The 17,292-nt window shown below is 69.8% G+C and carries 16 protein-coding genes; 1 reads left to right on the forward strand and 15 read right to left on the reverse strand.

Annotation, left to right across the window (positions count from 1 at the left end; genetic code table 11):
- Positions 1-3: 3 nt before the first annotated feature.
- The 15 genes from HIR79_RS15635 to HIR79_RS15705 form a co-directional block, all read right to left on the reverse strand.
- Positions 4-657, reverse strand: a complete 654-nt coding sequence (locus HIR79_RS15635) for a c-type cytochrome (RefSeq protein ID WP_169959031.1) — start codon at positions 655-657, stop codon at positions 4-6.
- A gap of 56 nt (positions 658-713) precedes the next feature.
- On the reverse strand, positions 714-2,033 hold the full coding sequence (locus tag HIR79_RS15640) for an ATP-binding protein (protein ID WP_110069198.1): 1,320 nt from the start codon (positions 2,031-2,033) through the stop codon (positions 714-716).
- Positions 2,030-2,725, reverse strand: a complete 696-nt coding sequence (locus HIR79_RS15645) for a response regulator (RefSeq protein WP_110069197.1) — start codon at positions 2,723-2,725, stop codon at positions 2,030-2,032. The genes HIR79_RS15640 and HIR79_RS15645 overlap by 4 nt, the downstream gene beginning before the upstream one ends.
- Before the next feature lie 176 nt (positions 2,726-2,901).
- Complete coding sequence (locus HIR79_RS15650) at positions 2,902-3,345, reverse strand: DUF6691 family protein (RefSeq protein ID WP_110069196.1); 444 nt, start codon at positions 3,343-3,345, stop codon at positions 2,902-2,904.
- Positions 3,342-3,815, reverse strand: a complete 474-nt coding sequence (locus HIR79_RS15655; protein ID WP_110069195.1) for a YeeE/YedE family protein — start codon at positions 3,813-3,815, stop codon at positions 3,342-3,344. Before HIR79_RS15655 ends, HIR79_RS15650 begins: the two co-directional genes overlap by 4 nt.
- Positions 3,816-3,827: 12 nt before the next feature.
- Entirely contained in the window at positions 3,828-5,636 is a 1,809-nt protein-coding gene (locus HIR79_RS15660) for a SulP family inorganic anion transporter (protein ID WP_169959032.1), read from the reverse strand.
- Between the two features lie 10 nt (positions 5,637-5,646).
- A complete protein-coding gene (locus HIR79_RS15665; RefSeq protein ID WP_169959628.1) occupies positions 5,647-6,513 on the reverse strand; it encodes an MBL fold metallo-hydrolase in 867 nt (288 codons plus the stop codon).
- 229 nt (positions 6,514-6,742) lie between these two features.
- Positions 6,743-6,940 (reverse strand): YgaP family membrane protein, encoded by a 198-nt coding sequence (locus HIR79_RS15670; RefSeq protein WP_502708654.1) that lies wholly within the window; start codon positions 6,938-6,940, stop codon positions 6,743-6,745.
- Positions 6,941-7,019: 79 nt separating this feature from the next.
- Positions 7,020-7,490: a DsrE family protein gene (locus tag HIR79_RS15675; protein WP_169959033.1), complete on the reverse strand. Its 471-nt coding sequence runs from the start codon at positions 7,488-7,490 to the stop codon at positions 7,020-7,022.
- Between the two features lie 119 nt (positions 7,491-7,609).
- Entirely contained in the window at positions 7,610-9,019 is a 1,410-nt protein-coding gene (locus tag HIR79_RS15680; protein ID WP_169959034.1) for an MBL fold metallo-hydrolase RNA specificity domain-containing protein, read from the reverse strand.
- A gap of 191 nt (positions 9,020-9,210) precedes the next feature.
- Complete coding sequence (glyA, locus tag HIR79_RS15685; protein ID WP_169959035.1) at positions 9,211-10,476, reverse strand: serine hydroxymethyltransferase; 1,266 nt, start codon at positions 10,474-10,476, stop codon at positions 9,211-9,213.
- A 152-nt stretch (positions 10,477-10,628) separates the two neighbouring features.
- The gene (locus HIR79_RS15690; protein WP_249322189.1) at positions 10,629-11,792 is read right to left on the reverse strand and encodes an aq_1923 C-terminal domain; all 1,164 of its coding nucleotides are present in this window, start codon (positions 11,790-11,792) and stop codon (positions 10,629-10,631) included.
- 69 nt (positions 11,793-11,861) lie between these two features.
- Positions 11,862-13,289, reverse strand: a complete 1,428-nt coding sequence (locus HIR79_RS15695) for a polyphosphate:AMP phosphotransferase (RefSeq protein WP_169959036.1) — start codon at positions 13,287-13,289, stop codon at positions 11,862-11,864.
- A 10-nt stretch (positions 13,290-13,299) separates the two neighbouring features.
- Positions 13,300-15,882 carry an ABC transporter permease gene (locus HIR79_RS15700; protein WP_169959037.1) on the reverse strand — a complete coding sequence of 861 codons (2,583 nt, stop codon included), beginning with the start codon at positions 15,880-15,882 and terminating at the stop codon, positions 13,300-13,302.
- A complete protein-coding gene (locus tag HIR79_RS15705; protein WP_169959038.1) occupies positions 15,879-16,595 on the reverse strand; it encodes an ABC transporter ATP-binding protein in 717 nt (238 codons plus the stop codon). The genes HIR79_RS15700 and HIR79_RS15705 overlap by 4 nt, the downstream gene beginning before the upstream one ends.
- Here HIR79_RS15705 and HIR79_RS15710 point away from each other — a divergent pair.
- A complete protein-coding gene (locus tag HIR79_RS15710) occupies positions 16,594-17,268 on the forward strand; it encodes an arylesterase (protein WP_169959039.1) in 675 nt (224 codons plus the stop codon). The two genes, HIR79_RS15705 and HIR79_RS15710, sit on opposite strands and share 2 nt — an antisense overlap.
- The last annotated feature ends 24 nt before the right edge of the window (positions 17,269-17,292 follow it).

Consider the following 17,292-nt stretch of genomic DNA (forward strand, 5'->3'; position numbering starts at 1 on the left):
CCCTTATTCCTCGGACGCCACGGACTGGCCGGCCAGCCAGGCCGCCACGGCGGTGATGTCCTCGTCGCTCATGCGCTTGGCCACGGCCCCCATCAGGTTCTGCGGGTCGTTGCTGCGCTCGTCGGCCTGCCAGGCACGCAGCTGCTTCTCGATGTAGCCGGCGTGCTGGCTGCTGATGCCCGGGAAGGTGCTGCCGGCCCCCTCGTTGCGCGGGCCGTGGCAGCTCTTGCAGGAGACGATGTACTGGTCCCAGTCGCCGCGCAGGGCGAGCTGCTCGCCGCGGGCCAGCAGCTCGTCATCGACGTCACCGCCCTGGGCGGCGGTCACCGGCATCTCGCTGTAGTAGGCCGCCACGTCGGCGATCTGCTGGTCATCGAGCATGTTGGCGAAGGGCAGCATGCTGGCGCTCTGGCGACGCCCCTCCTTGAAGTCGTGCAGCTGCTTGGCGATGTAGTCGGCATCAAGCCCCGCCAGGCGCGGCCAGGATTCACCGCCGGGCACGTTCATGCCACTGCCGTCTGCCTGATGGCAGGCCACGCAGGTTCCCGCGGCCGCCTGGCCCCGCTCGGCGTCGCCTTCCAGCGCCATGGCCTGACCGGCGGCCAGGCCGACGCCCAGCAGCAGGCCAAGCCCGCCCGTGATCCTCTTGCTGGTCATGTGGTTTCCCCTTGTTGTGTCATCGGCCCCGGTACGCGGTGATCGGTACGGGGTATTCAACGACCCGCCTTGACCGGCACGGTCAGGCAGGCCTCAAGCCCCTCCCCGTCGGGACGGGCAAACTCGAGCCGGCCGGCGAAACGCTCGGCGATGGCCATCACGATGGCCAGCCCCAGGCCGCTGCCGCGCTGCTTGCTGGCGCGCCAGAAGCGCTGGGACATCTGGGCGAGGGCCTTGTCGTCCACCCCCGGGCCGCGATCGCGCACCCGTAACGTCAGCTCACCCGCTGCCTCGTCCAGGCGGGCCGTGACCGTTACCGGCGCGCCCTCGCCGCCGTGGCGCAGGGCGTTGTCCACCAGGTTGCGCAGCGCGGTGACGGCAAGCTCCCGGGGCAGCGCCAGGTCCACCTCGGGCCACGCCTCGGGCAGCGCGAAGCACCCCGGGTCCACGCCGGTATCGCGCAGGGCCAGCTCGACCACGTCGGCCACCCGGCTCGGCTCGCCATCCTCGAACTGCACGCGCCCCTCGACCCTGGCCAGCATCAGCAGCTGGTCGAGGATCCGCGCGAGCCGCCCCACGCCCTCCTCGGCGTAGGCCAGCGACTGGCGGGCCGCCTCGCCCTCGACCCGGCCCGCCACCTGCAGGTGGGTCTTGATGGCGGTGAGCGGCGTCTTCAGCTCATGGGCCGCATCGCTGGTGAAGCGCTGCTCGCGCACGATGGCCTGCTGGATCCGCGCCAGCAGGCCGTTGAGCGTCTCGATCAGGGGGCGCAGCTCCATGGGCACGCCGTAGGTGGCCACCGGCGCCAGGGCGTCCGGGTGGCGCCGCGCCAGGGAGTCCCGCAGCCGCGAGAGCGGCGCCAGGCCGCGCAGCACGCCCAGCCAGAGCGCCACCATGCTGCCCAGCAGCGCCACGGCGAAGGGCACCACCGCCACCTTGAAGACGTCGGCCAGCAGCTGGTCGCGCTCGTCCATGCGGTCGGCGGTGGTGATGGTCAGCCCGCCGCGCTCGTAGGTGAACACTCGCCAGGTGACGCCGCCCTCCTCGCGGAAGGTGTGGCCGCGCTCCCCCGCCGCCAGGATCGTCTCCAGGTCGGTGTGGGTGCGTGCCATGATCTCGCCCCGCGGCGAATGCACCTGGCAGGCCAGCCCCTCGATGGGCGGAATCGAGAGCGCGCGGCGGTCGGCCTGGAGCCACACCTCCTCGGGGAACTGGGCCATCAGCCCCGCCACCATGCGCGCCGACTGGGCAAGGCGCTGGTCCAGGGTGGCCACGAACTGCTCCTCGAGGTCCCGCATCAGCCAGGCCGCGGCCAGGCCCCACAGCAGCGCCAGGGTGAGCCCCAGGGTCAGCAGCAGCCGCGTGCGCAGGCTCATGCTCCCCGCCCCCTGTCGGTCGACTCCACCGCGGAGGGCTTGCCGAGCCGATAGCCCAGCCCGCGCACCGTCTCGATCACGCGGCTGCCGAGCTTGCGGCGCAGGTGGTGGATATGCACGTTGAGGGCGTTGCTCTCCACCTCGTCGTTCATGCCATAGAGGCTGTCCTTGAGCTGGTCGGCCGAGAGCACGCTGCGAGGCGACTGCAGGAAGGTCTCCAGCAGCACCAGCTCGCGGCGCGACAGCGCGACCGGGCGCCCCGCCACGGTGACCTCCCGGGCCACCGGATCCAGGCACAGCGCCCCGTGCTCGATCAGCGAGCGCGGCCGCCCGGCGGCACGGCGCAGCAGCGCCTGCAGCCGGGCCACCAGCTCGTCCAGGTCGAAGGGCTTGATCAGGTAGTCGTCGGCGCCGCCGTGAAGGCCCGCCACGCGGTCCTGCACGGTGTCCCGGGCGGTCAGCACCAGCACCGGGGTGGTCACCCCGGCGGCACGCCACTCCTCCAGCAGCGTCAGGCCATCACCGTCGGGCAGCCCGCGGTCGAGGATCACCACATCGCTGGAGACCGCCCCCATGGCGCTGCGCGCCTCGGCCAGGGTCGCCACGTGGTCGACCACGAAGTCGTGGACGGTCAGGCCGGCCCGAATGCCGGAGGCCACCAGGGCGTCATCCTCGATCAACAGAACGTGCATGAGATGGATTCCTCGTCGTGTGGGGCATCGTGTCACCCGTCAATTAAGCAAGTGTTAAGCGGTTATAAGCGTACAACTGTTCGGCATGATCCATTGGTCCAATGACCCCGGGGAAACGCAAGCGTCCCCGCCGGCGATGCCGACGGGGACGCGAGGCGCCGCCCGGTGGGAGGGATTCAGCTGCGGGCTGGAATCGCCCTGGCCAGGAACCAGCCGGCCACCATGGCCACCAGCATGGCGACAAGGGGCGCGGTCAGGCCGCCGATGGAGGCAATGGCCGGACCCGGGCAGTAGCCGGAGAGCCCCCAGCCGATGCCGAACAGGGCGGCACCGCCGATCAGCCGTCCATCCAGGTCCTGGCGGGTCGGCAGCTGGAAGGCCTCGCCGTAGACCGGGGCCGTGCGCTTGAAGACCAGGCGGTAGCCGATGAAGTTGGTGACCACGGCGCCACCGAGCACGAACATCAGGGTCGGGTCCCAGGCGCCGAAGAGGTCCAGGAAGCCCAGCACCCGGGCCGGATCGGTCATGCCGGAGATGCCGAGGCCTAGGCCGAACAGCAGGCCGGCGATGTAGCCCGCTACTGATTTCACATTCCGGGGCTTCAAGGTCTCGGTCTTCATGCGCCACCTCCGATCAGATGCCGGACCACGTAGACGGTGATGATCGCCGCCACCAGGAAGGTCAGGGTCGCCACCATGGAGCGCGGCGAGAGGCGTGACAGGCCACAGACCCCGTGGCCGCTGGTGCAGCCACTGCCGAGCCCGGTGCCCACGCCGACCAGCAGGCCGGCCACGAGCATCAGCGCCACGCCACCGGCGGGGGCGCCGATCACCTGGCCTGTCACGTCGATCCCGGTGCCGGCCACGTTGCCGAGCCCGCCGCCGAGCAGCATCAGCAGGAGGGGCCCGCTGATCAGGCCCAGCAGGAAGGTGAGCCGCCAGGCGCTGTCGCCCCTGGGCCGAACCGTGATCAGGTTGCCGATGATGCCGCTGATGCCGGCGATGCGGCCCAGCGTGGCCATCAGCCAGGTGGCGGACAGGCCAATCAGGATACCGCCGGCCAGTCCAGACAGGGATGAGCTCCAGTCCACTTTCTCTCTCCTTCAGTGCATCCGCGGATGCGGGTGTGTCGAATCATCGATGGGGGAATCGAGTGTCGCGCCCATCTGCAGCTCGGCGCAGCGTCGCGACAAGCTGCCGTCGCTCTCGCCGCGCAGCTCCTGCCAGGCATCGAAGGTGCTGAGGAACACCTTGCCGGTCATCTCGTGGCAGAACTCGGTGTGCTGCAGGCGGTCCATCACCGGCCCCTTGACCTCGGCCAGGTGCAGGGCGACGCCGGAATCCTTGAGCCGCGCGTTGATCGCCTCCAGGCTCTCCAGGGCCGAGGCGTCGATGACGTTGACCGCCTGGCAGGCCAGCACGATGTGGGCCAGGCCCGGCTGGCGGGCGGCGAGCGCCATCACGGTATCTTCCAGGTAGCGGGCGTTGGCGAAGTAGAGGCTCTCGTCGACGCGCAGGATCGCCAGGCGCGGGTCGGTCTCCACCGTGTGGCGCTCCACGTTGCGAAAGTGCTCGCTGCCCGGCACCAGGCCCACCACCGCGCTGTGCGGGCGGCTGGTGCGGTAGAGGTGCAGCGCCAACGACAGCCCCACCCCGGCCATGATGCCGCTCTCCACACCGACGACCAGGGTCACGGCGATGGTCGCCAGCATGGCGGCGAAATCGCTGCGCGAGTAGGCCCAGGTGCGCCGGATGGCCGGGATGTCCACCAGGGAGAGCACGGCGACGATGATGGTGGCCGCCAGGGTGGCGATGGGCAGGTAGGCGATCAGCGGGGTGAGCAGCAGCGCCGCCACGGCGATGCCCAGGGCGGTGAAGGCCCCGGCCGCCGGGGTCTCGGCGCCGGCATCGAAATTGACCACCGAGCGGGCGAAGCCGCCGGTGACCGGCATGCCCCCGGTGAAGGAGGCGGCGATGTTGGAGGTGCCGAGCCCCACCAGCTCCTGGTCGGGGTCGATGCGCTGGCGGCGCTTGGCGGCGAGGGTCTGGCCCACCGACACCGACTCCACGAAGCCGACGATGCTGATCAGGAGCGCCGCCACGAACAGCTGGCTCCACAGGCCGCTGTCGAAGCCGGGCAGGGTCAGCGGCGGCAGGCCCGCCGGCACCGCCCCCACCACGGCCACGCCGCGCTCGTCGAGCCCATACCGCCAGGTGACCAGGGTCGTCACCGCCACGGCGAGAATCGGCGCGGCCTTGGTCAGCATGTCGGCCGGCCGGCCCGGCACGCCGAGGCGCACTAGGGCGGACTTGAGCCAGCGCCGGGCGGCGTAGAGCAAGGCCAGCACCGAGAGCCCGATAGTCAGGGTCGGGGCGTTCACCTGCCCCAGGCTGCCGGCCAGGCCAAGGAGCAGCTCGAGCAGATTATGGCCGCCGGCTTCGACCCCCAGCACATGCTTGAGCTGGCTCGCCGCGATGATCAGGCCCGAGGCGGTGATGAAGCCGGAGATCACCGGATGGCTCAGGAAGTTGGCCAGGAAACCCAGCCGCGCCACCCCCATCAGGGTCAGCATCAGCCCGGACATCAGCGCCAGCACCAGGGCCGCGCCGAGGTACTCCGGGGTGCCCTGGGGGGCGATCTGCCCGATCGCCGCCGCGGTCATCAGCGAGACCACCGCCACCGGCCCCACCGAGAGGGTGCGGCTGGTGCCGAACACCGCATAGACCACCAGCGGCGCGATGCTGGCGTAGAGGCCCACCTCCGGCGGCAGCCCGGCCAGCATGGCGTAGGCCAGCGACTGCGGGATCAGCATGATGGTGACGATCACCGCCGCCAGCAGGTCGCTCCCCAGGGTGGCGCGGCCGTAGCCGGGTAGCCACTGCAGGATCGGGAAGTAGCGCTTGGGGTTCACGCGGCAGCCCTCAGAACTTGTTGATCGGCACCTTGAGGTAGACCTGGCCGTTGTCCTCGGCGGGCGGCATGTGCCCGGCGCGCATGTTGACCTGCACCGAGGGCAGGATCAGCTTCGGCATGTCGAGGGTGGCATCGCGCTCGGTGCGCATCTTCACGAACTCCTCCTCGCTGATGCCCTCGTGCACGTGGACGTTGTGACGACGCTGCTCTTCCACACTGGTCTCGTGCTGGTACGCCTCGCGGTCCGGCGCCTTGTAGTCATGGCACAGGAAGATGCGGGTCTCGCCGGGCAGGGCCAGCACCTTCTGGATGGAGCGGTAGAGGGTGCGGGCATCGCCGCCGGGGAAGTCGCAGCGGGCGGTGCCGTAGTCGGGCATGAAGAGGGTGTCGCCGACGAAGGCGGCGTCGCCGATCACATAGGTCAGGCAGGCCGGGGTGTGGCCCGGGGTGTGCAGCACCCGCCCTTCCAGGTTGCCGATGGTGAAGGTGTCGCCCTCCTCGAAGAGGCGGTCGAACTGGCTGCCGTCCCGGGCGAACTCGGTGCCGGCGTTGAAGGCCTTGCCGAAGACGTCCTGCACCACGGTGATCTTGGCGCCGATGCCGGTCTTGCCGCCCAGCGCCTCGTGCAGGTAAGGGGCCGCGGAGAGGTGGTCGGCGTGGACGTGGGTCTCGAGGACCCACTCCACCTCGAGGTCGTGGTCGCGCACGAAGGCGATGATCTCGTCGGCGGAGCGCACGTCGGTACGCCCGGCGGCGTAGTCGAAGTCGAGCACCGAATCGAGGATCGCGCAGGACTTGCTGTCGGGATCCTGCACCACATAGCTGAAGGTGTTGGTGGGCTCGTCGAAGAAGTGGGTCACGATGGGTCGGGCCACGGCGGCCCGGGACGCGTTCGACTGGGTCATGGGAAGCGGCCTCCTTGGAGATCAATGCTGCCGGTTGCTACCGGATATGGACTCAGCATAGCCGAAAACAAGTTCTAACCATAGATTATTTTAGAATAAATGAGCACCGCCGCCATTCTGCCCGTCATGGCGCCCCCGAAACACACGAGGCCCACCGCCATGGCGGTGGGCCTCGCTAGGTGCCTGCAGAGGCTGGGGACTACTTCTTCAGCTTGCAGGTATTGATGCCGAAGATGCTGTAGGCCGGACAGAAATTGATCAGGCCGGTGGCCAGCGGCAGCACGCCGATCCAGCCCCAGGCGCCAATGACGCCGGTCAGCGCCAGGCCGATCAGCAGAGCGCCGATGACGATACGCGCGATCTTGTCGGCACCGCCCACGTTGCTTTTGATGTTCATGGTGACTCTCCTTCAGTGCCGGATGGCGGCATGCCGGCCGCCCCAAGGGCTGCCGGCATCGACATCGGGGCGAATGGGCTCAGAAGCTGAAGACCGGGATGGCCGGGTCGCGCATCATCTCGGCCATGGGACCCGGTGCGGCCACGCCCACGCCCTCGCGCAGGTCGCCTTCCTCGTAGTCGGTGTTGGGCAGGTAGATGGCACAGACATCCACACCGGCGCCCTCACCCATCATCATCTGCATCAGGCCCTCGGGCTTGACGCCGCGCGGACCCAGCTCGGTCTCGCTCTCGTAGCCCTCGATGGCCAGCTCGCCGGCGGCGTCGCAAAGCAGGATATGCGGGGTGGTGCCCTGCTCGCGCATGGCGTTGGCCAGGATCATCGCCATGCCCTGGGTCTGCAGGGAATCGCTGGTCACGATAAAGAGCGCCTTGTCGGCGTAGTCGTCGTGGGCGTCGTCACCGCCACCATGGCTACCGGCCAGGGCAGGAAGTGACAGGCCGGCAGTCAGCAGCGCACCGGCAAACAGGGAAACCGCAGCTCTATTCATAACAATAACCTCTAAGCTAATTACTCAATCAACCATTAGCCGAGGATAGACCAGGGATCGCCGAATGACATGGGGCAAGTCGTCGCAGCTTGATCCAGATCAAGCCGCGACGAATGGCATCAGAGCTCGATGCGGTCGCCGTAGGCGGGAATCTCGGCCTCGATGCCGCTCTCGGCCAGGGCGGCCTTGAAGGCCTCCTGTGTCTCGGGCTCGCCGTGCACCAGATAGAAGCGCGGATTGTTCCGGAAGGCCCCGGCCCAGCCGATCATGTCGGTCTGGCCGGCGTGGGCGGAGAAGCCGCCGATGGTGTGCACCTTCGCCTTTACGGCCAGATCCTGGCCCAGCACCCGCACCCGCTCGGCGCCATCGACGAGCCGACGGCCCAGGGTACCGGCGGCCTGGAAGCCGACGATCACCAGGCGGGTATTGGGCTTCTCCAGGTTGTAGCGGAAGTGGTGGATGATGCGCCCGCCGGTGCACATGCCGGCCCCGGCGATGATGATGGCCCCGCCGTGGATGCGGTTGATGGCCATGGACTCCTCCACGGTGCGGGTCATGCGCAGGATCGGCAGGTACTGGCTGGTGTCGCCGCTGGCGGCGATGTTGAGCACCTTGAGGTCCTCGGGATCCAGCGCCTTGCGCGCCCGGTGGTAGAGCTCGGTGACCTTGATCGCCATGGGGCTGTCGAGGAACACCAGCTGCTGGCGCAGGCGCTCCTCGTGGTAGAGCACGCTCAGGTGATAGAGAATCTCCTGGGTGCGCCCCACGGCAAAGGAGGGAATCAGCACGTTGCCGCCCGCGTCGTGGGCCTCCTCCAGCACCCGGGCGAACTCCTCCAGAGTCTCTTCCAGGGGGCGGTGGTCACGATCGCCGTAGGTGCTCTCCATCAGCACCACGTCGGCCTCATAGAGCTTCTCGGGATCCTTCATCAGCACCGAACTGGGGTTACCCAGGTCGCCTGAGAAGACCAGCCGTTTCTCCTGGCCGCCGGAGGGGATCGTCAGCTCGACGATGGCCGAGCCGAGGATATGGCCGGCATCGCGAAACACCAGGCGGGCGCCGCCGGGCAGGTCCACCGGCTGGCCGTAGGGGTGGGACTCGCACAGCGCCAGGGTGCGCTCCACGTCTTCAAGCTCGTAGAGCGGCTCGACCAGCGGCTTGTCCTGGCGCTTGCGCCACTTGTTCTCCCACTCGACGTCCTTGGCCATGATGAAGGCGGCATCCTGGAGCATGATCTCCAGCAGGTCACGGGTGCCCCGGGTGCAGTGGATCGGGCCATTGAAGCCCTCGCGAACCAGCTTGGGCAGCAGCCCGGCGTGGTCCAGGTGGCCGTGGGAGAGCACCACCGCGTCCACTTCATGAGCTAGCTTGCCGAAGGGTTTGGCGTTGGCCTCGTCGGCGTCGCTGCCCCCCTGGTGCAGCCCGCACTCCAGCAGCAGCTTCTTCGGGCTGCCGTTGCCGTCCACCTCGATCAGGTAGCGGGAGCCGGTGACTTCCTTCACCGCGCCCTGAAAAGTGAGTGTCGACATGGTGTTGCGCTCCTTTGCCCGCTGAGGTGCCCTGCTTGTGTGGCTCTTCCTTGCAGCATACTGGATCATCGCACGGGTGCACATGAGGTGATGGCAATATGCATAAGCAGCGCGCCCCGCGCCGTTTCCACGGCGCGGGGCGCGAAGTGCCCGGCGACAAGAGGTCGCCGGGCGCTCGAGGCAGGAGGCGCTCAGCGGTAGACAGGGAAGTGGGCGCAGACGGCCTCGACCTTGCCCTTCACCTCGGCCTCGATGGCGGCGGAGTCCTCGCCCTTGGCCATGACGTCGAGGATGTCGCAGATCCAGCCGGCGAGATCCTTGCACTCACCCTCGCCGAAGCCACGGGTGGTCACCGCCGGGGTACCGATACGCAGGCCGGAAGTCACGAAGGGGCTCTGGGGGTCGTTCGGCACGGCGTTCTTGTTGACGGTGATGTGGGCACGGCCCAGGGCAGCGTCCGCGTCCTTGCCGGTCAGGCCCTGCTTGACCAACGAGAGCAGGAAGAGGTGATCCTCGGTGCCGCCGGAGATCACCTCGAAGCCGCGCTCGATGAAGACGGAGGCCATGGTCTGGGCATTCTTCACCACCTGCTGCTGGTAGGTCTTGAACCCGGGGTCCATGGCCTCCTTGAAGCAGATCGCCTTGGCGGCGATGACGTGCTCCAGGGGGCCGCCCTGGCCGCCCGGGAAGACCGCGGACTGCAGCTTCTTCTCGATGTCGGCGTCACCCTCGGCGGAGAGGATCAGGCCGCCGCGGGGGCCGCGCAGGGTCTTGTGGGTGGTGGTGGTCACCACGTGGGCGTGGGGCAGCGGGGTCGGGTAGACACCGGCGGCCACCAGGCCGGCCACGTGGGCCATGTCGACCAGCAGGTAGGCACCCACCTCGTCGGCGATCTCGCGGAACTTGGCCCAGTCGATGATCTGGGAGTAGGCGGAGAAGCCGGCGATGATCATCTTCGGCTGGTGCTCGCGGGCGAGCTTGGCCACTTCGGCGTAGTCGATGCGACCGCTCTCATCTATCCCGTACTGCACGGCGTTGTAGTGCTTGCCGGAGAAGTTGGGCTTGGCACCGTGGGTCAGGTGGCCGCCGGCATCGAGGCTCATGCCCAGGATGGTGTCGCCCGGCTTGACCAGCGCCTGGAAGACAGCGCCGTTGGCCTGGGAGCCGGAGTGGGGCTGGACGTTGGCGTAGGTCGCGCCGAACAGCTCCTTGGCGTAGTCGATGGCCAGCTGCTCGACGATATCGACATATTCACAGCCGCCATAGTAGCGCTTGCCGGGATAGCCTTCCGCATACTTGTTGGTGAGCTGGCTGCCCTGGGCTTCCATCACCCTTGGGCTTGCGTAGTTCTCGGAGGCGATCAGTTCGATGTGCGCTTCCTGGCGCGCGACTTCCTTCTGCATCGCGTCGAACAGGGCATCATCGAAACCGGCAATCGTCATGTCGCGGCTGAACATGGGCGGGGGACCTCGCATCAAAGGGGGAAATCTGAGGCCGTCATGATACCCCAGCCCCGAAGCGCTTTCATATGAAAGGCAATCATCCCGGGCTGCGGGGGATTCATGCCGCGCCGCCGCTCCCTGGCCGTCGGCTGCTAGCCTCCCCGGCGTCAGCGGGTCTCGACGCGCAGGTCGAGCCGCTCGGGCAGCGCCAGGGGGTCGTCGGCCAGGCTGTCCAGCCGGCTCTCGGCGGGCAGGGTGACGGTGAGCTCGAGCGTCTCGGCGCTGCCCTCCATCAGCGCCACCAGCCCCGAGAGCAGGTTCTGCACCTGGGGGCCGAACATCATGCCGAAGCCCTGGGCCTGGGTGCGCGCCTGCTCCAGATACTGGCTCTCGGTGACGCCCCCCATGGCGGCCCCCAGGGTCACCAGGCGCGGGAAGAGCCCGCGATCGCCCAGGGTCAGGGAGAGCTCACCGCCGAGCAGGGTGGCGGCCTCCAGCAGGGTCTCATCGGTGAACAGGTCCGCCGCGTTCACGCCCTCGGGCAGCCGCACCGGCAGCGTCACGGCATGGGCCAGGCGCAGGGCATCCACCAGGTCGATGTACCCCTCGCTGGCCAGGCGGGCATGGTCGTCGTGCTCCTCCCACTCGGCGTCGAAGGCGGCGTCCAGGCGCAGCCGGCCGCTGCCGTCGGTGAGCACGTTGCTGATCATGCGCAGCCGGGTGCGCTCCTCCGCCGGGGCCTGGTCGATCATCCGCGCCAGGTCGAGCTCCAGGGCCTCGATCCACAGGCCGCCGCTGCCGTCCTCGAGGTCGCCATCCAGGCGCAGGCTGGCCAGGGAAGCCACCGAGCCCTCGGCGAGTTCGAGGTTCAGCCCGGAGAGCACCAGGCCGCCCAGCCACTGCTCGGCCAGGGCCTCCTCGTCCCGGGGCGGCACGGCGCGGCCGGGATCGCTCAGCACCACCCGCTCGATGCCCATCACCGCCGGCTCGTCCAGGAAGGCCTCCAGGCGGATACCCTCCAGGGTGACCTCGTCGGGCGCGTCGTAGTCGCCGCTGACCACGTAGCGGTCGACCGAGAGCCGCTCGCCGTCGTGACTCTCGAAACGCAGGTCCTCGGCGGTGACGCGGCTGCGCAGCAGTGCCGAAGAGATGTCACCGATCTCGAGGGTACCCTCGCCGGCGAAGAAGGCCTGCAGGTCGGCCTCGAGGCGGTCGGTCGCGGAATCGGCCAGCGCCGGCGGGGCCGCAGCAAGGGCAACGGCGAGAGTCAGGGGCAGGACAGACAGCGCCGCGGCGCGCGCGGCACGAATGGGGCAAATGGGACGAGACATGGATCACCTCCTGTGTGATCGAGGGAAATAGAGCCTGGTGTGAGACAGCATAGCGGGTTCACGCAGGGCTCAGACAGCCGAGGCGAGGCGCGCCTCGAGCCGCTCGTTGACCTGCTCCAGCACCGCCAGCCGGGCGCGGCGCTTGTCGTCGCAGGCGATCAGCGACCACTCGGCGCCGGGGGCATGGGTGCGGGCGAACATCTCGTCGATGGCACGCTGGTAGTCGTCCCAGCGCTCGCGGTTGCGCCAGTCCTCGTCGGTCAGCTTGTGGCGCTTGTGGGGGGTGGCGGCGCGGTCCTCGAAGCGCTTGAGCTGCTCGTGCTTGTCGATGGCGAGGAACAGCTTGATCAGCACACCGCCATGGGCCAGCAGCTGCTGCTCGAAGTGGTGGATCTCACCAAAGGCACGCTGCCACTGGGCATCGCTGGCCAGCCCCTCGACCCGCTCCACCAGCACCCGCCCGTACCAGCTGCGATCGAAGATGGCGATGCGCCCGTCGGCGGGCAGACGGCGCCAGAAGCGCCAGCCCCAGGGCAGCGCTAGCTCCTCGTCGCTGGGCGCGCCGATGCGGTATACCCGGTACTGGCGGGCATCCAGCGCCGCGGTGACCCGATGGATGCTGCCGCCCTTCCCCGCCGCGTCGTGGCCCTCGAAGGCGATCACCACCGGGATGCGCCGTCGTGCGAGCTCCCGGGCGTTGTTGGCAAGGCGCGCCTGCCCATGGGCCAGGCGCTCGCGGTAGGCGGCCTTGTCGAGTCGCTCCTCCACCGCGGCGTCGGCGCGATCCAGCGAGGGAACCCCCGGCGCCTCCTCCGCCAGCGCCCTGAGCGTCGCCTTTGGCGGCTCGGGCGGGTGCTCCATGGCCGCCAACAGGGCACGGCCGACCTGGGTGAGTTGCTCACCCGCTGGGCGGTAGGGCAGCCGCTGCCAGGGGGCATGGGGCGCCTCGGTGTCATCGCGCAGGGTCCGGCCGATGGCCTCGATGACGGCATGCTGCCCGTGGCGCTGCCACTCGCTGGGCCCCACCTGCCAGGCGCGCGCCGGGTCCTGCTGCAGCTCGGCCAGGTGGCGGCGCTGCTCGCGTCGACCGATGTCGTTCCACAGCTTGAGCAGCACCACGCCCTCGGCGGCGAGTTCCGCCTCGAAGGCATGGATCTCCGCCAGGCGGTCCTGGAAGGCGCCGGGGGAGAGCCGGCGCTCGGCCCGGGCGAAGAGCGCATCGCCGTACCAGCCGTGAATGAAGATGCCGACTCGGCCGCGATCGGGCACCCGCCGCCAGTAGCGCCACCAGTAGGGGCGCGAGTGCTCCTCGCTGCTCGGCCCCAGGGCGTGCACCTCGGTATGGCGGTTCTCCAGCCAATGGTTGAGGCGGTTGACCACCTCGCCCTTGTGGGTCACCGCATGGCCGGTGAGCAGCAGGATCACCGAGCGCTGCTTCTCTCGGGCCAGGGCGAGCTGGGCATCCAGCAGCCGGTAGCGCAGGGTCTCCGTGTTCATGCGCTTCCCCTCAGGTCTCGCCCAGCAGGCCGAGGCTCGCCGCCGGCGCCTGGCGGCGCAGGTTCCGGGAGAGCAGATGGCCGATGGCGCCGATCAAGAGCGCCCCGCCCAGCGGCAGCGCCAGCCACAGCCATAGGTGCAGGCGCGGCGTCAGGTCGAACCAGGCCAGGTAAATGGCAGCGGTGGCAAGCTCCGCCAGCAGCGCCCCCATGAGGCCGCTGGCCAGGCCAAGGATGGCGAACTCCGCCCCCTGCACCCGGGAGAGCATGCGGTTGCCCGCGCCGAATACCCGCAGGAGACCGCTCTCGTGGGAGCGCACCGGGCGGCTGGCGGTGAGGGCGGCGTAGAGCACGCTGACCCCGGCCAGCAGCACGAAGACCAGCACCAACTCCACCGCACGGGTCACCTGGGTCAGCAGCTCGCGAACCTGGCCGAGGATGGCGTCCACGTTGAGCAGCGACACCCCGGGGTAGGCCCGCACCAGCTCGCGCAGGGTGGTGGTCTCCTCGGCGTCCAGGTGGAAGGCGGTGATGTAGCTGTGGCCGAAACGCTCCAGCACACCGGGCGGGAAGATCACGAAGAAGTTGGGCCGGAAGCTGTCCCAGTCCAGGTCACGCAGGCTGGTGATCTCGCCGACGATCTCCTCGCCGCCGATGGTGAAGGTCAGGGTATCGCCGAGCGCGAGCCCGAAGCGTTCGACCAGGCCATCCTCCACGGAGATCGGCACCCGGGTCACCGCGGGCTCGGCGGCCACCTCGTCGAGCCAGCCACCGGGTTCGGCGCCGTTGGGCGCATCGAACCACTGCCCCGCCACCAGGCGATTGCCCTCCGGCAGGGTCTCGCGCCAGGTCAGGTTGAGCTCCCGGCGCAGGGTGTTGTCGCCGCGGGCATCCGCCGGCACCGCCTCCCGGGGGGCCATGTCGTTGATGGCGGTAATGCGACCGCGCACCATCGGGTAGAGGGCGCTGCGCGCATCGGCGGCGTCCCCCAGGGCGGCCTCGAAGCCCTCGCGCTCATGGGGCTGGATGTTGATGGCAAAGTAGTTGGGCGTGTCCTCGGGCAGCTGGGTCTCCCAGGTGCTCAGCAGGTCGCCGCGCACCAGGGCGATCATCGCCATGGCGAAGAAGGTCACCGAGAAGGCCAGCAGCTGGCCGAGGCTCGCCGTGCGTCGCCGCGCCAGCTGGGCCCCGCCCAGGCGCAGCGCCTGGACGAGATCGGCCTCGCCGCCGCGGCGCGGCAGCCGGGCGGCCAGGCGCAGCACCCCGGTGAGCAGCAACGAACCGAGCCCCCACAGCACCACCAGCATGACGAGCCCGCCGAGCAGCAGCCCCACCGAGAGGCCGAGATCGCCGGAGTAGAGCCACAGCAGGGCACCGAACACCGCGCTGGCCACCGCCACCACCAGCCAGGCCGAGGCCGGCAGCGGGTCGAGTTCGCGGCGCAGCACCTTGAGGGCGCTGACCTTCTTGAGCCGCAGCAGGGTCGGGCCGGCGAAGCCCACCAGCACCGCCAGCGCGGTGAGCACGCCAAGCCACAGCGGCAGCGCCCCGGGGGGCGGCAGCTCCATGGGCAGGAAGGCGGTGAGCAGCGCCAGCAGCCCCGCCTGGCCGGCCAGCCCCAGCACCGCGCCCACCGCCGAAGCCGCCAGCGCCAGCCACAGCAGTTGCAGGCTGAACAGCCGCGTCAGCTCCCCCTGGGTGGCCCCGAAGCAGCGCATCAGCGCCGCGGTGTCCAGGTGGCGATCGACATAGCGCCGCGTGGCCATGGCGACGGCCACCCCGGCCAGCAGCACGGCGGCGAGCCCCGCCAGACTCAGGAAGCGCTCGGCGCGCTCCAGGGCGTTGCCCAGCTGGGGGCGGTCGCGTCGCACATCGCGCACCTCGATGCCGTCGCGGCGCAGCTGGGCCAGCAGCGGCGCCAGGTCGTCGATGATGTCCGGTGGCCCGGCGGCGAGTAGCTCATAGGAGACCCGCGAGCCGTCCTGCACCAGGTTCGAGGCCGCCAAGTCCGCGGTATGCATCATCAGCCGCGGGTTGAAGTTGGCAAAGCCGCCGGACTGGTCGGGCTCGCGCTCGACCAGTCCGGCCACGGTCAGCTCGGTCTCGCCGACCCGGACGCGATCGCCGATCTCGGCCTCGAGCAGCAGCGCCAGGCGCGGCGCCAGCCACGCATCCCCCGGGGCCGGGCCGCGGGAGACCACCTCGCTGCCCTCGCCGAGGTCCACGTGGACCCCGCCATAGAGCGGGTAGCGCTGGTCCACCACCTTGAGGCTGGCGGGCTGGAAGGCGTCCCCGAAGCTGACCATGGAGACCATGCCCACCTGGTCGGCGAGCACCAGCCCGGCCTCCTCCAGGGTCTGGCGCAGCTCGCTGCCGAAGGGGCGGCCCTGCTCCAGCACCAGATCGCCGCCCAGCAGCTGGCTGGCCTGGCGCTCCAGGCCGCGGTCCAGGCGGTCGAGGAAGAAGCCGATCATGGTGGAGGCGGCCACCGCCAGGGCCAGGGCGACGAACAGCGCGCGCACGTCGGCGGCCCGCAGGTCGCGGGCCAGCCCCCGGGCCGAGAAGCGCGCCAGGCGCAGGGCGGTCAGGCTCATGCGCTCACCTCGTCGAGGCGCAGGGTCTCCAGGCGGCCGTGGTCCAGGCGCAGGCAGCGGTCGCAGCGCCGCGCCAGGGCGTGGTCGTGGGTGACAAGCACCAGGGTGGTGCCGGCCTCGCGGTTGAGCGAAAAGAGGGTCTCGATGATGCGCTCGCCGGTGTCCGGGTCGAGGTTGCCGGTGGGCTCGTCGGCGAACACCAGCTCGGCGCCGGTGACGAAGGCCCGGGCCAGGGCGACCCGCTGCTGCTCGCCGCCGGAGAGCTGCTTGGGCAGGTGGTCGAGACGCTCGCCCAGCCCCACCCGCTCGAGCCACTCCCTGGCGCGGGCCTCGGTGCCCGGCCGCGGCGAGAGCTCCAGCGGCAGCATCACGTTCTCAAGCGCGGTGAGGGTCGGCAGCAGCTGGAAGTTCTGGAACACGAAGCCGACCCGGCCGGCGCGCAGCCGGGCGCGGCCATCCTCGTCCAGCGCGGCGAGGGACTGCCCGAACATCGAGAGCTCGCCGCCGGTGGGCAGGTCGAGCCCGGCCAGCAGGCCCAGCAGGGTCGACTTGCCCGCGCCGCTCTGGCCGAGGATCGCCACCGTCTCGCCGGGGAACACCGAGAGGGCCAGGTCACTCAGAATGGTGAGCTGCCGGTCGCCGCTCCTGACCTGCTTGGCCAGGTGCTCGGCGTGTAGAATCGGTGCCATGTCCATGCGAGAGGTATCGTTCATGATGAAGGGATTCCCTGGTTGTGCGTATCGTCGAGTGACCGCCTGGCTGCTGGCCCTGAGCCTGACGCTGGCCGCCGGCGCGGTCCTGGCCGAGGCACGCCCCACCCTGCTGGTGATGGGCGACAGCCTTAGCGCGGCCTACGGCATCGAGGCCGACGAGGGCTGGGTCAGTCTGCTGGAAGCGCGGCTCGACGGAAAGGCGCGGGTGGTCAACGCCAGCATCAGCGGCGAGACCAGCGCCGGCGGCGCCAGCCGGCTGCCCGAGCTTCTCGGACAGCATGCCCCCGACATTGTTCTGCTCGAACTGGGCGGCAACGACGGCCTGCGCGGCCTGCCACCGGGCCAGTTCGAGGCCAACATGACCCGCATGATCGAGGCGAGCCTGGCGGCCGAGGCCGAGGTGCTGCTGCTCGGCATCGACATCCCGCCCAACTACGGCCAGGCCTACCGTGACGCCTTCACCGGGGTCTTCCACCGCCTGGCCGAGGCGTTCGACCTGCCGCTGGTGCCCTTCCTGCTGGAGGGGGTGGCGCTGGACGAGACGCTGATGCAGGGCGATGGCATCCACCCCACGGCAGAGGCCCAGCCGATCATCCTCGACACCGTCTGGCCCGAGCTCGCACCGCTGCTCAAGGCGAATGGTGCCCTGGCGGCGAAGGCCGATCTGCCCTGACAGCGACCCGGAGCCGACGCCGGC

The sequence above is a fragment of the Halomonas sp. PGE1 genome (genome assembly GCF_013000985.1).
Lineage (GTDB): Bacteria > Pseudomonadota > Gammaproteobacteria > Pseudomonadales > Halomonadaceae > Halomonas > Halomonas alkalicola.

What these genes read in the sequence shown, in the direction of transcription:
- HIR79_RS15695 (WP_169959036.1), bottom strand. Translation starts at nt 13,289, where the DNA reads ATGAACACGGAGACCCTGCGCTACCGGCTGCTGGATGCCCAGCTCGCC.
- HIR79_RS15680 (WP_169959034.1), bottom strand. Translation starts at nt 9,019, where the DNA reads ATGTCGACACTCACTTTTCAGGGCGCGGTGAAGGAAGTCACCGGCTCC.
- HIR79_RS15710 (WP_169959039.1), top strand. Translation starts at nt 16,594, where the DNA reads ATGATGAAGGGATTCCCTGGTTGTGCGTATCGTCGAGTGACCGCCTGG.
- HIR79_RS15635 (WP_169959031.1), bottom strand. Translation starts at nt 657, where the DNA reads ATGACCAGCAAGAGGATCACGGGCGGGCTTGGCCTGCTGCTGGGCGTC.
- glyA (WP_169959035.1), bottom strand. Translation starts at nt 10,476, where the DNA reads ATGTTCAGCCGCGACATGACGATTGCCGGTTTCGATGATGCCCTGTTC.
- HIR79_RS15690 (WP_249322189.1), bottom strand. Translation starts at nt 11,792, where the DNA reads ATGTCTCGTCCCATTTGCCCCATTCGTGCCGCGCGCGCCGCGGCGCTG.
- HIR79_RS15675 (WP_169959033.1), bottom strand. Translation starts at nt 7,490, where the DNA reads ATGAATAGAGCTGCGGTTTCCCTGTTTGCCGGTGCGCTGCTGACTGCC.
- HIR79_RS15640 (WP_110069198.1), bottom strand. Translation starts at nt 2,033, where the DNA reads ATGAGCCTGCGCACGCGGCTGCTGCTGACCCTGGGGCTCACCCTGGCG.
- HIR79_RS15645 (WP_110069197.1), bottom strand. Translation starts at nt 2,725, where the DNA reads ATGCACGTTCTGTTGATCGAGGATGACGCCCTGGTGGCCTCCGGCATT.
- HIR79_RS15650 (WP_110069196.1), bottom strand. Translation starts at nt 3,345, where the DNA reads ATGAAGACCGAGACCTTGAAGCCCCGGAATGTGAAATCAGTAGCGGGC.
- HIR79_RS15700 (WP_169959037.1), bottom strand. Translation starts at nt 15,882, where the DNA reads ATGAGCCTGACCGCCCTGCGCCTGGCGCGCTTCTCGGCCCGGGGGCTG.
- HIR79_RS15705 (WP_169959038.1), bottom strand. Translation starts at nt 16,595, where the DNA reads ATGAACGATACCTCTCGCATGGACATGGCACCGATTCTACACGCCGAG.
- HIR79_RS15670 (WP_502708654.1), bottom strand. Translation starts at nt 6,940, where the DNA reads ATGAACATCAAAAGCAACGTGGGCGGTGCCGACAAGATCGCGCGTATC.